The following is a 13,288-nucleotide window of genomic DNA, read 5'->3' as shown; positions in this document are numbered from 1 at the left end:
GTCAAAAGGTAGCAAAAATGAAGGAAATAGTTTCACAAAAACCCCTGGACCCAGTTCTACATGGTTTCCTCCTGCGAGATAGCAGGCCTGTACAGATTTCAAAAATCCTGAGCTTTCTGAAGTGTTTCCCGGAGAAGATCAAATCTGAAAAATAAAAGCTTAAGGCTCAATTACGAAGTAAACATACGAGTTTTATTTTGAAGTAAATATGAAAATACAATAAAAATATTAAAAATGGAAAATAATAATGAAAAAGTAAGAAAATTGGAATGGCAGAGAGCCAGATAAGATGGATTCTAAATCTAAATTGCAGTTCGGGTATTTGCGCAGTTACTCTTATTCTTATTTTACATTCTTATTTTACATTCTTATTTTACATTCTTATTTTACGTTGTTATAATCAATTCTGAGCAGCTGTCTCATTCAGAACGGATATCTGAGATAATCATCAGTAATAAACGCTTTTTTTTAATTTAAAGGCTTTAAACGTTTTCTTTTTGTCAGCTCTTTTCATTGTCACATAACTCTAAAGTTAAACTGCTGAATATACCGTACGCACCAGAGTAACTACATTTATAACCACATTTTTAAGACAAAAGTTGCTGTCATTTTTATTAAGAAAGCCATTTCCATAAAGGAAAAGCTAGATATTTGGTGAAGAGGATACTGGATAAATCTGACTGGATGATTATAAATGCAAAGTCAATGTATCCAATTTCATGCTTATAAATGAGTACTGGTACCGAGTCTACATTCAAATTGAGTCATGTTTCAAAGAGTTCAGTTGAGTCATTGCGTTACTCTAATGATAATAAAATGCAGATAGTACAACTAAGCTAGTAAAGTACGGGCACTGAGCAAAAATGAAGATGAATAAACATCAATTAATGGCCATACTCCTTGTAGCTATCTTAATAGCATTTATACCCCTTGTATCAGCTGCTCCTGCAGGAACATCTGAATCTACAGTAGTCGCAGCCGCAAAAAGCTGGATTGGAGTTAAATCCGTACATGGTGGCAACAGCCGATCTGGCATTGATTGCTCTCACTTAGTGTATCAAGTATACAAGCAAGCCGGAGCTAAAGACATTGTATTCCAAACCGTGCCTAATATGAAAAAAAATGCATATTATGTTACTACAACTTCTCCCACGCCTGGAGATGTAATTTTTTGGAAAAAAGACATTACTAAAAATAACAGAAATTACTGGCTTGTCAGTCATGTTGGAATATACATAGGAAATGGACAATTTATAGACACATCTTATGATACAAAAACAGTTACAACAGAAAGTGTTAGTGGCGTGTATAAAGAAGGATTGCCGTACTATGCTAGATGGGACTCTGGTGGAAGCGACGATACAGGTAACGATGACACAGGTAACGATGACACAGGTAACGATGACACAGGTAACGATGACACAGGTAACGATGACACAGGTAACGATGACACAAGTAACGATGTAAACTCACCGGTTGCTGCATTCTCTATGTCGCCTACCTCTGGAAAAGCCCCACTAAGCGTAGTATTTACTGACAAAAGTACAGATGCAACTTCCTGGTCCTGGAGTTTTGGAGACAGAAGTACTTCAGCAGAGAAAAACCCAAAGCATACATACTCTGAAGCTGGAAACTATAACGTTGTCTTGACTGTAAAAAATGAAAAGGGCTCAAACTCAAAGACTCAAAAAGTAATTGTTCAGAGCGAACCAACTCCAGAAAAAGTTTTTCCTACTGCAAATTTTAATACAGACATTGTCAGTGGCTCTGCTCCACTTTCTGTGCAATTTACAGATCGATCGCAGAATGCAAACGAATGGAATTGGAACTTTGGAGACGGAGCTACCTCAACAGAGCAGAATCCAGCGCATACCTATGTTTCAGCTGGAACTTATAAAGTTGTCCTGACCGCAAATAATGAAAATGGCTCGAGTTCTAAATCTCTAAGTATAAATGTAGAAAAAGAACCGGAACAAGAAAAAATCATTCCTGTAGCTAACTTTGATGCAGATACTACGAGTGGCTCTGCTCCACTTTCTGTGCAATTTACAGATCGATCGCAAAATGCAAACGAATGGAACTGGAATTTTGGAGATGGAACTACCTCAACCGAGCAAAACCCAGCTTATACCTATGTATCAGCCGGAAGCTATACTGTTGTCCTGACCGTAAATAATGAAAATGGCTCGAGATCAAAATCTCTAAGTATAACTGTAGAGGAAGAGCCGGATCAAGAAGAAATACTTCCTGTAGCGAACTTTGATGCAGATACCACGAGCGGCTATGCACCTCTCTCTGTGCAATTTACAGATCTATCGCAAAATGCAAACGAATGGTACTGGAACTTTGGAGATGGAGAAACCTCAACCGAGCAAAATCCAATGCACACTTATTCTTCTTCTGGAAACTATGAAGTCAACCTGACAGTAGTTAATGAAAACAAAACAGCCTCAACAATCAGTACAATAAACGTACTGGAAGAAAGCAATTCCAGCGACAATAACAGTGACACTATTAGTGAAAGTGATAGCAACAGCGAAAGCGATAGTAATAACGAAAGCAACAGTAACAGTGACAGCGACACTATTAGCAGCAGTGACAGTAACAACGAAATTGATAGTAGCAGTGATAGCGATAGTAGCAGTGATAGTGACAGCGACAGTAGCAGTGGTAGCAGTAGTGGAGGACACAGCCACAAGAGTGGAAGTAGCAGTGGTGGCGTTGGTGGATCCCCTGAACCAGCGAAGAACGTCCAGGTAAAAGAGACTGTACAGACCTTTATTGCCAGTGGAAATGATGTGAATTTTAATTTTATAAATAATGCAACCTGTGTTGAATCGATAACATTCAGATCAACAAAAACCGTAGGAAAGACCACTACAATAGTAGAGGAACTGAAAAATAAGTCGAGCCTGGTTTCCGAGCTTCCTGAAGGTATCGTCTACAAATCATTCAATATATGGGTTGGAAACGGTGGTTATGGCACCTCAAAGAATATTGAGAGTCCAACTGTCAATTTTAAAGTTAATACTTCATGGGTAGATGAGAGTAACATAAACAAGTCCTCAATTATACTTGACTGGTACGATGATGAGAAAAAAGAATGGATAGAACTGCCAGTAAGTCTAACAGGTGAAGATGATCAGTTCTTGCATTTCACAGCAAACGTACCTGGCTACTCTTCCTTCGCAATAACAGGTACAAAAGACGAAGGCAAAACAATAGCTGCAGAATCTGCTCAAAAAGCCACAAATAATACTACAGGCCGTAACGCAGGCAGTAATGAAGGCAGTAACGCAATTAGTAGTACAAGCAGTAACGCAAGCAATATTGCAAGCACTGTTGAAAATAAGATAGCCGAAGAAAGTAAAAATATTCCTGGATTTAGTATAATCAGCAGCGTTGTATGTCTATTCTGTATTTTTCTGTGTAGAAGTAAGAAAAGATAAAACAGAGTAAATTGTAGTAAGATCTTGAGGGTTATTGATCTAACCAGGCAAGCAAGTACATCTGTCTTTTATGATCAGGTTGGAAAAACTACCCTCCTGAGTACTATTTTTAGGTTCTCATATTTCCTGAGCTTTATTACAACGGGAGCGCAGAGGGTCACGAATTCTCCCTTCTTTACAGGCTGTCCAACAATTATTGGTAGTAATAAAAAGGTGCTAAAAAGAAAGCAAATAAGGCCTTAAATCAAAAAAGAAGGAATTCTTTTATTACCGAAAGTAATTGTCGGACAGCTTGTAGAGGAAGAGGGATATTAACCGCAACCAACCGGCGGGGGCTTTAACCCTTAAGCCGGCTATGCCTTGTCTGTTTGGTGTGGTGTGGCATATCCTCCTTTTGTGTTTGTCAGGTGAATTGCGACGCGCCTAAAGCACGGCGCAAGAGGGCTTAAGCCCTAACAAATAGAGGGCGGCAGGGCGTGTATTCACCCGCTCCCGCCCGCCTCCACCTTCTGACTTTTCTTAAATTATTTGGTGGCGGTGCTAAGCCGCACTACCGCTGAGCTGATATTTCTTCTTTTGCTTTGTTCTCTCATTCTTCTTGCCTGTCCGTGCTATGTCAACGATTTTGTACTCAAGTGATAACGCAAATTAAATACGGAGTCTTTAATAAAAACAAATTAATTTTTTAAATCGAAAAGGTTTTGATTAAGGTATTCCTATAACCAACTAATGGTTGAGGAGAAAAATCAATTGCTTGGGTACGCAGTTGATAGGCTCATAAAAGCCTTTAACCCTTATCGAAAAGAAGTCATGAATAGGTATCACTTTTGTAAATTAATGAACCTGCTTGACTCTAGACTACAAAAACAAGGCGTAGACATAAAATTGCCAGGTTATTGGTACAAATATGGTTTTTATACTGAAGAGAGATTACTAGATCAGGTACTTCCATATCCGTTTTCTGAAAATTGCATACTTGGCGAACTTATATATCCACCAACAATAACAGTAGATTTTAGTGGAAAGGTAGCAGTCAGGGAACAAGACATTATCTTAAAAACAATAAGTATTTTGCATGATCAGTACGGCTTTAAAGAAGGATATGGAGATTTAGCTAAGAAAGAGTCGTATGACATTAATTCCCCATATAAATTTAATACATTATTTCAGGAATACCTACTCATAACTAATAAAAATGTATCTCATGTAACTGAAAGTTTAAAAGATGATATTACCATAAAACTTGATGAGCTACTTTCTGAATTTCCAATTGATTCTTTTCCCGAGATTGCTTCTATACACTTTGATTGGGATGATACCACTCGGGTTGTGTTAGATTATGCTCCTGATGTTATAAAATTAAACTTAGTAAGACAGCTTCGTGACATATTTTGGGAAATATATCCAAAGCGGGTAAGAATTGACTGCAATCAAAATATTCCTGAGCATGTAATACGTCAGTGGAAATCAGCATATAAAGGCGAACTCAACGATGCAGAAGAAACTATTGAAAATATAAGAAATAAAGTATTAGACACATATTATACCCCTTCGGAAGACAACAAAGAATTTGTTAAATACTTAATGCAAGACATCTACAACATTCCCAACTCAGGTGTATAAATAATGGAACTTTTTTTGGATACAAATATTTTAGTTGGGTATGTTTTCAAAACAGATATGTTGAATTTCCAATCTGTTTATGTTATAAACAGTAGGTTCGATAAATACTCAAGCTGTAATGTAAAGCGAGAGCTTAAGAACGTATGTAAAGGAAAAGTCAACATTGCTAAAAGCGACATGGATGAAATACTTATAAAACTAAGTCGAAAAAAGGCTGCAGTAGATCATAAAAAATTGATGTCAATACTAAACAAGCACTATCTTAAGCCTTCAATTACAACTCTATGGGATGCTAAATTATCTACGCGAGACCCAAGAATTTTAAGTAATGAATTGAGGGGAATAATACGAACTTTTAATATAGAATACCGAAGAAATATTTCTTTAGTAGATGGATGCATTACTTTCGTTAATCGTGGAAATGAAAGATATGATGATGTCTGTTTAAAATTGAAAGAAACCGGTTTAAAGAGATCAAATAGTGCAGATTTTGAGATTATGTTAGATGCTCATCACGTAGGATTAACAAAAAGTAATGATCTTCATTTTATCACAGCAGATTGGGAAGACATAGTGAAAAGAAAAGACGCTATAGTTGCTTGCACATCTCTTAAAAATATAATTCTTTTGAAAGAATTCTCTAATTATTGTAAAATGCGTAGTTGATGTTTATATCGAGATCAATGTCAATGCACATTATTGAAGCTGTTTTTCCTGAAAGCGTTTACAGCACTTCATCCAGTATTTTCATACTGGTAAGTTTTCTAACTTCGCTCATTATTTTTCAGTGTCTCCCTGAACTGTCTTTTCATACTCTTTCTGAGACTTGCTACTTACTGCTTTTTTGTATTTTTCTTGATACTTTTTATCATTATGCATTTTTTTATGATGCTCTTTCAAATTTTCGCTATCTTGAGCCCACATTCCGCAGTATTTTTTCGAAAATCAATATTTTTCCTGATAGCGTTTTTGGAACAGACGCAAATAATTTGGATTTTTAGTGGCATTTGGTGAAAATTGAATGATATCGTTTTTTGTCTCTAAATACACCACATAGTTGCTTTTACCTACTACATAAAAGTCCAATAAATCCACGTTTGATTGAAAATCGATATCAGTAAGATATGAATATACGAAAATTTATTGCGGAAAGTGGGTTGAGGCATAAGCTGCCTTATTCAGTCATCTTAAAGTTCATCTGCAAGTGTTTTTAGGGCTTTCTTTCCAAGTTCTGCCTCTTGTTTTTCTACTTTTGAGGATACCGCTGTTTTCCATTTTTTCCTATACTCTTTATCCTTTTCAAGTCGTTTGTAATGGTTTCTAAGATTTTCACTGTCAGGCGCTATTTGTGTAATATTATACCTTTCTGCAACCTTTTCATAATTCATACCTGTGACTTTCCCCACTTTTTCTATTTGTTTTTCCTCTTCAAAAACAGGTTCAAACTCCTTTTTGATATCCTCCCTTTCCTGTTTAGCTCTTTTCAGTTCCTCCATGCATTCTTTAAGCTGCTTCAGTGCTTCATTCTCAAACCTGGTGCTGGTTACAGTCACGACCGCATAGATAACAATGCAGATTCCCATCTCAAAGCAGTACTGCTTGGAGCAAGCGAAGCCCTGCCTGTTTCGGCAGGAAAGCTTGAGCTCGGGACGTGGCAGAGAATCTTTTTTGCCGAAATGGACGGGCCGAGAAGCAGGACAGTTAATGTTACGCTTTTAAAGGCTTAACTAGATAACGAATAAACATAGAACAGAAAAAAAACTACGAGCGGATCAAAAAGAGTAGTGGAGAATCAAATAGACATTGATAATTCAAAAAGAGTAGTGGAAAATCAAATAGATAGTGAAAGAATTCACAAATACGGTGAAAATTCAAAAAGAATCGTAAAGAAAGTTCCTTACGAATCGACTTGGAAGAGCCGTTCAGGAACTTTCCTGGTTATTGTTAAAATCATCCAGACGTGTCTGCTTCCTTATGCAGTTTTCTCCAGGAATTTCGACAGGATACTCACCTGTAAGGCAGCCAAGGCACATGTCGCACTTATCGCGCCCAAGAGCCCTCATAAGTCCGTCAATACTTAGATATCCGAGTGAATCCGCATTAATAAGGCCTTCAACCTCTTTTACGGTCTTATAAGAGGCGATAAGTTCTTGCCTGGTGGCCATATCTATACCCAGATAACAGGGAGCAATAATTGCTGGACTTCCTATCCTTGCATGGATTTCTGAAGCACCTGCCCTGCGGACCATATCTATAATCCGCCTGGAGGTTGTACCACGGACAATACTGTCGTCAACCAGAACAACACGTTTGTCTTTAACATTATCCTGGATAGCATTCATTTTAAGCCGAACTGCGGTTTCACGCAGCTCTTGGCCAGGCAGGATAAATGTACGCCCTATATAACGGTTCTTCATCAAGCCTTCAAGGTATTTGGTGCCTGACTCCCTGGCGTAGCCGATTGCGGAAGTAATCCCAGAGTCCGGGACAGGTGAAACAACATCAGCCTCTACCGGATGTTCTCTGGCAAGCTCTCTCCCGATATTTTCCCGAACTTTGTAGACCAGTTTTCCGTCAATAATAGAATCGGGTCTTGCAAAATAAATGAACTCAAACACACAATGTGCGGGATGAGGCTCGTTTCCTATCTGGTAGCTCTCAAAGCTGTCGCCTGTAAAAACTATTACCTCACCTGGCCGTACATCCCTGATAAGGGTGCCGTTAAGGGTATCAAGGGCTACGCTTTCCGAGAATACTGCATATCCACCATCGACTTCCCCAAAGCAGAGCGGCTTAAGACCGAGAGGGTCACGCACAGCATACAGAACACCGCCGATATGGATAACCAGGGAATAGGAACCGACAAGCTTACGCATGACATTCCGGATTGATTCTATAGGGTCGTGTCTTATCAGTTCTTTTACAAGAAGGTGGCCAATAACTTCTGTATCGGACTCACTGATAAAGATACGGCCTTCACACTCCAGTTCATCCTTGAGCGTTCTGGCATTAACCAGGTTCCCGTTATGGGCAATTGCAACTGCTCCTCCTTTGAATTTCAGAACAAAGGGCTGGCAATTTTCGATTTTTGATCCTCCGGTGGTTGAGTAGCGGACATGCCCTACTCCTACATTTCCAACCAGGTGCCCAAGAGAATCTTTGTTATACACATCAGGGACGAGACCCATGCCTTTAATGGAATGAGAGGATGTACCATCATATACCATTATGCCAGTGGATTCCTGTCCTCTATGCTGGAGGGCATACAAGGCGTAATACAGCTTGAATGCGACAGTATTGGATTGCGGCCTATCGCCTGGTAGAATTATGCCTGCAACGCCACATTCTTCTTTCAATTTCGACCTCCGGTGAAGGTAAAAAATAGAGAAAGTGGAACAGACAGGCTTAATACTTGCACTTTGCCTGCCACTTGTAAGCTCTTATACGAGATGTTTTTCCAAAACCACATGAAGTACACTGTTTTGTATGCACGTTAAAAGAAACACTCCCACAGCGCCTGCATTTAGCATGTGTGCGTTTCTGCCTTTTTCCCATTGATGAAGTACCTTTACTCATTCCTAAATCTCCTGATAAAAATTAATTTGTTAGAGCAGTATTCGATAATCTGAAGCGATTCTATTCATCTGAATTTAATCTCTGCGGCCAGTCACAATAAGTCCTGGTGCTCCGAGGTTTAACGATAATAGATGAAGTGCTTGATATAGATTACGGAGATACATATACCACGTTGTCACCGCGAATAACGACACTGCCGAACTTGCTTACAACTTCTCCTTCTCTTAGCTCTTCAGCATTGTCAAGCACGAGGTTCATGTGAATATCGTATCCTTTCAGCTCGCCTCTAAACTCGCGTGCGCCTTTCAATCTAACGATTACAGGTGTGTCCAGTGCGTTGTTCAAAATATCCAGAGGTCGGTTTGCCATCCTTACAGTCCCCTTAAAACATTATAAATCAAGTCATTATCTATATCAATATAAATAGTTAATCCAGATTTAAATTGATCGCCGCGTCTTAAATATGATTATTTGCATCAAAGTCGCAAATACAATATATAAATGTATCGAAGCAATATACCATTTTTTAAGTTATCATATAGAAAAAAACCTGATATGAACGAGAATTTTCTACAAAATACCCTGGTATGAACGCGAAATGAACGAGAATTACTTCAGGACAGAGACAACCCTCCAGAAAAAAACAAAGGGTCACTTAAACCTGTTGAGAAGATTTTTTACAAATAATTCTATTAAAACTTACAAAAATCTTCCCGAAAGGCACAATATTAAATTAATTTCCCATTGCCAGAATATTAAATAAATTTCCCATTGCCAGAAGAAAAAGTTCCTGAAAGTAGCAGGAAAACGAATGAAAAAGAGAGAAATCCATGACCGAAAAAACCTTAAAAGTAAAAACCCCAATTGTTCTGACTATTGCAGGTTCGGATTCAGGGGGAGGAGCCGGAATTGCTGCGGACCTGAAGACTTTTGCCGCTCTTGGAGTACATGGAACCTGCGCTATTACATCGGTTACTGCACAGAATACCACTGGAGTGCTGAAAACCTTTGACCTCACTCCTGAAGCTGTCGCCAGCCAGATTGAAGCTGTCTGCACCGATATGGAGGTCGGGTGGGCAAAAAGTGGTATGCTTGCCTCATCGGAAATCGTAAGGGAAGTTGCAAAAGAAATCAGGAAATACGAGCTTTCCCTTGTGCTGGATCCTGTTATAGCTGCTGAAGCAGGAGGAAACCTGCTGCGAAAAGAAGCTATCTCTGTCCTTACCGAAGAACTGCTGCCCTTCTGCAAGGTTACGACGCCCAATGCATCCGAAGCAGGTGAGCTCGCTGGCATGGCTGTCAAAACCCCTGAGGACGCGAAAATCGCAGCCAGAAAAATTGCGGACCTGGGTGTCGAAGCTGTCATTGTTACAGGAGGACACCTGAATGCCACTGACTTGATTTATGAAGCTGATTCTGAGACTTTTACCCGTGTTCCGGGCACTTTTGTTAAAGGAGGAACACACGGCACGGGCTGCACTTACTCTGCGGCAGTGACTGCCTTCTTAGCCTCAGGAGAGAACCTGGAAGGAGCTGCAAGGAAAGCAAAGAAATTCGTTGAACAAGCAATCCTCAGGAGCAGGCCTGCAGGCAGGGGAGTAAGTCCTGTAAACCAGCTTGGAGTGGTTCTGGAGCAAAAAGAGCGCTATCTGGTATTAAGAGAATTAAAAGAAGCAGTTTCGATTCTTGAAGGCAGCCCTGATTTTTCAAAACTGATTCCCGAAGTAGGTTGTAACATAGGAATGGCTATTCTTGAAGCTGACAGCTACGAAGACGTTGCGGCCGTCGAAGGCAGGATAGTAAGGCACAGGGGACGTGCGGTTCCTGTAGGTTGTGTGGATTTTGGGGCCAGCCGACATGTAGCAAGGATTATTCTCGCGTCCCTTCGTTATGATCCTGAAGTTAGGGCAGCAATTAACGTAAAATACTCCAGGGAGGCACTTGCAGCCTGCATAGATATGAAACTTGAAATTTCCTCTTTTGACAGGGCTGAAGAACCAGAAAACTCCAGTACTATGGACTGGGGTACAGTCGAAGCAATCAAAAAGTACGGAAGTGTGCCGAAAATCATCTGTGATAAAGGAGGCCAGGGAAAAGAACCAATGATCCGCCTGCTCGGGAGATGTGCAACTGAAGTGGCAAAGCTTGCTGTGGAGCTTGCAGAAAAAATACAGTAAATCCGGTTAAGAATCAAGAATTTCAGTAATCTATAAGCCATCTTAAAATTAAGTGAAACTCTTAGAATGTCAAGTGAAACTCTTAGAATGTCAAGTGAAACTCTCAGAATGTCAAGTTAAATTCTCAGAATATAAAGTGAAACTTTTAGAATGTCAAGTGAAGATTTTTAGAATCAAACTTTTTTAGAATTGAGAAATTCTGACATTTTTTTTATTTGGTTCCTATTTCTGTTCTTTTTACTTTTATTTCTGTTCTCTTTACTTTTTTCCCGGTTTTTGCTTAGCTGTTTTTCCTTTTTTCGATTCCAGTTTCTGGCAGCCTTTCTTTTTTCAGGCCTTATTTTTGATAAGTAACTTTCCTTCAAACATCTTATTCCCAAAAGTACATAAATGGGATGTGAACTCCTTAAATGTAAAGTAAATAACAATTATATACGGCGAAGTACTAACTTGTGCATAAACGAATGACGGAGAAAACCTATGGAACAGACCAAGATTATCCTTGACGAGAATGAAATGCCTAAACAGTGGTATAACGTCCTTTCGGACTTATCTTCTCCTATCGAGCCGCCTCTTGATCCAAGAACCCGGGAGCCTATAAGCCCTGAAGCCCTTGAACCTATTTTTCCAAAAGGTCTTATCAAGCAGGAAATGAGCAGTGAAAGGTTTATTGATATCCCTGAAGAGATACTTGAAATTTACAGACTCTGGAGACCCAGTCCTCTTTACAGGGCTCACAGGCTGGAAAAACTTCTCAAAACCCCTGCAAAGATATACTATAAAAATGAAGGGGTAAGCCCCGCAGGCAGCCATAAGACAAATACCTCAATTGCCCAGGCCTACTATAATATGAAAGAAGGAACCGAGAGGATCACAACCGAAACAGGGGCAGGGCAGTGGGGAAGTGCATTGGCTCTTGCCTGCAATTATTTTGATCTCGAATGTAAAGTCTATATGGTCCGTTCCAGTTTTTACCAGAAACCTTACCGGAAATCCATGATAACAATCTGGGGAGGAAATGTTGTGCCCTCGCCAAGTGAAGATACCGAATTCGGGAGAAAGATTCTGAAGGAGCAGCCGGAAACACCGGGAAGCCTGGGAATAGCAATCAGTGAAGCCGTAGAGGATGCAATCGCACACGATAGCACTAAATATTCCCTTGGAAGCGTGCTCAACCATGTTATGCTCCACCAGACGATAATCGGGGCCGAATGCAAGAAGCAGCTTGAACAAGTTGAAACCTATCCTGATATAGTTATAGGCTGCTGCGGAGGAGGAAGCAACCTCGCGGGAATATCTCTTGAGTTTATTAAAGACAAGATTGAAGGAAAGAGGAATCCAAGAGTAATTGCAGTCGAGCCCTCAGCCTGCCCGTCCCTGACCAAAGGAGAATACAGGTACGACTTCGGAGACACTGCGGAAATGACCCCACTTCTTAAAATGTATACCCTGGGACACAAACATGTGCCTCCTGCCATCCACGCAGGCGGACTCCGTTACCATGGTGACTCCCCAATCATAAGTAAACTCTGTGATGAAGGGTTTATCGAAGCCGTTTCATATGATCAGTATCCTGTATTTGATGCCGCTGTGCAGTTCGCACGGACTGAAGGCATAGTCCCTGCTCCGGAATCCGCGCATGCTATCCGCTGTGCAATCGACGAAGCTATCAAATGCAAGCAAACCGGAGAAGAAAAAACAATTCTCTTCAACCTGAGTGGACACGGACATTTCGACATGAGTTCATATGACAAATATTTCAACAAAGAACTTGCCTGAAACAATTGAAAAATAAAAAAGTAAGTATAAAATTCAAACGGGATGCCTTAAAGGCATCCTACAATCAGTAAACTCATACCTCTCCGGCACTGCTGCATAGAGACGAAAGTCATTGTAAAAACTGAATCTGTATAAATATAGCCAAGAAAGTTTCGAGAGCACTCCATGAAACCTCAAGTTACCAACACTCCAGGATGGTTTTGCCTCAAGGATAGTTAAGAGTAATTAAAAATTAAATAATTAAGATTGAAAACATATTTGCTTGCATAAATTTATATAGAAAGAACTTTTCGTAAAAAAACAAGATTTTTTATGAAACGTTTTAATTTTTTAAAATTTTTCACTCGGTTGACTATATATAGTCCGATTTAGAAATCTGTCGCTTGATACTGAATTTGAACTAGCCCTTGAGCACAATTGTTGTACAGCAACCGTTGTGCCGCAACCATTGCTCCGTTTGATCACGCCGACTAAGGTGTTTTACTGGAGTTTTCGGTCAAGCCTTTTTTCAAAAGGGTTGTGATCACGCCGACTAAGGTGTTTTACTGGAGTTTTCGGTCAAGCCTTTTTTTAAAAGGGTTGCGGGCAAACAGTTTTTTAAAAAGGGTTGTGCTCACGCCGATAGGGTTTGGGGATACGACTTTCAAACTCAAATGTTGCCGTGTTTTTGATCAAACCTTTTTT

At 39.8% G+C, this 13,288-nt stretch carries 11 protein-coding genes; 6 read left to right on the top strand and 5 right to left on the bottom strand.

Annotated features, from left to right (window positions below):
* Nucleotides 1–863: 863 nt before the first annotated feature.
* The 3 genes from MSBRW_RS20155 (at nucleotide 864) to MSBRW_RS06615 (ending at nucleotide 5,738) form a co-directional block, all read left to right on the top strand.
* A complete protein-coding gene (locus MSBRW_RS20155) occupies nucleotides 864–3,449 on the top strand; it encodes a PKD domain-containing protein (RefSeq protein ID WP_011308404.1) in 2,586 nt (861 codons plus the stop codon).
* Between the two features lie 750 nt (nucleotides 3,450–4,199).
* On the top strand, nucleotides 4,200–5,072 hold the full coding sequence (locus MSBRW_RS06620) for a hypothetical protein (RefSeq protein WP_011308405.1): 873 nt from the start codon (nucleotides 4,200–4,202) through the stop codon (nucleotides 5,070–5,072).
* A 3-nt stretch (nucleotides 5,073–5,075) separates the two neighbouring features.
* Nucleotides 5,076–5,738, top strand: coding sequence for a hypothetical protein (locus tag MSBRW_RS06615; RefSeq protein WP_011308406.1), 663 nt, complete (start codon nucleotides 5,076–5,078; stop codon nucleotides 5,736–5,738).
* 521 nt (nucleotides 5,739–6,259) lie between these two features.
* Here MSBRW_RS06615 and MSBRW_RS20855 read toward each other — a convergent pair.
* Nucleotides 6,260–6,568: a hypothetical protein gene (locus MSBRW_RS20855; protein WP_196298060.1), complete on the bottom strand. Its 309-nt coding sequence runs from the start codon at nucleotides 6,566–6,568 to the stop codon at nucleotides 6,260–6,262.
* Between MSBRW_RS20855 and MSBRW_RS23815 the strand changes: the two genes are divergently transcribed.
* Nucleotides 6,488–6,799 (top strand): secondary thiamine-phosphate synthase enzyme YjbQ, encoded by a 312-nt coding sequence (locus tag MSBRW_RS23815; protein WP_268990292.1) that lies wholly within the window; start codon nucleotides 6,488–6,490, stop codon nucleotides 6,797–6,799. The two genes, MSBRW_RS20855 and MSBRW_RS23815, sit on opposite strands and share 81 nt — an antisense overlap.
* A gap of 195 nt (nucleotides 6,800–6,994) precedes the next feature.
* Here MSBRW_RS23815 and purF read toward each other — a convergent pair whose 3' ends face one another.
* The 3 genes from purF to MSBRW_RS06600 form a co-directional block, all read right to left on the bottom strand.
* The gene (purF, locus tag MSBRW_RS06605; RefSeq protein WP_011308408.1) at nucleotides 6,995–8,428 is read right to left on the bottom strand and encodes an amidophosphoribosyltransferase; all 1,434 of its coding nucleotides are present in this window, start codon (nucleotides 8,426–8,428) and stop codon (nucleotides 6,995–6,997) included.
* 49 nt (nucleotides 8,429–8,477) lie between these two features.
* A complete protein-coding gene (locus MSBRW_RS20845; protein WP_011308409.1) occupies nucleotides 8,478–8,648 on the bottom strand; it encodes a 50S ribosomal protein L37e in 171 nt (56 codons plus the stop codon).
* Between the two features lie 150 nt (nucleotides 8,649–8,798).
* Nucleotides 8,799–9,017: an LSm family protein gene (locus tag MSBRW_RS06600; RefSeq protein ID WP_011308410.1), complete on the bottom strand. Its 219-nt coding sequence runs from the start codon at nucleotides 9,015–9,017 to the stop codon at nucleotides 8,799–8,801.
* A gap of 461 nt (nucleotides 9,018–9,478) precedes the next feature.
* On the opposite strand from MSBRW_RS06600, the gene thiD reads away from it, so the two are divergent.
* Complete coding sequence (thiD, locus tag MSBRW_RS06595) at nucleotides 9,479–10,825, top strand: bifunctional hydroxymethylpyrimidine kinase/phosphomethylpyrimidine kinase (protein WP_011308411.1); 1,347 nt, start codon at nucleotides 9,479–9,481, stop codon at nucleotides 10,823–10,825.
* A 173-nt stretch (nucleotides 10,826–10,998) separates the two neighbouring features.
* On the opposite strand, the gene MSBRW_RS06590 is transcribed toward thiD, so the two are convergent.
* Nucleotides 10,999–11,190 carry a hypothetical protein gene (locus tag MSBRW_RS06590; protein ID WP_048103050.1) on the bottom strand — a complete coding sequence of 64 codons (192 nt, stop codon included), beginning with the start codon at nucleotides 11,188–11,190 and terminating at the stop codon, nucleotides 10,999–11,001.
* A 115-nt stretch (nucleotides 11,191–11,305) separates the two neighbouring features.
* Between MSBRW_RS06590 and MSBRW_RS06585 the strand changes: the two genes are divergently transcribed.
* Entirely contained in the window at nucleotides 11,306–12,604 is a 1,299-nt protein-coding gene (locus MSBRW_RS06585) for a TrpB-like pyridoxal phosphate-dependent enzyme (RefSeq protein ID WP_011308413.1), read from the top strand.
* The last annotated feature ends 684 nt before the right edge of the window (nucleotides 12,605–13,288 follow it).

Origin of the sequence: Methanosarcina barkeri str. Wiesmoor, from assembly GCF_000969985.1 — an archaeon.
Lineage (GTDB): Archaea > Halobacteriota > Methanosarcinia > Methanosarcinales > Methanosarcinaceae > Methanosarcina > Methanosarcina barkeri_B.
The sequence above is the reverse complement of the archived record's forward strand: the minus strand, read 5'-3'. Positions and strand labels throughout refer to the sequence as shown.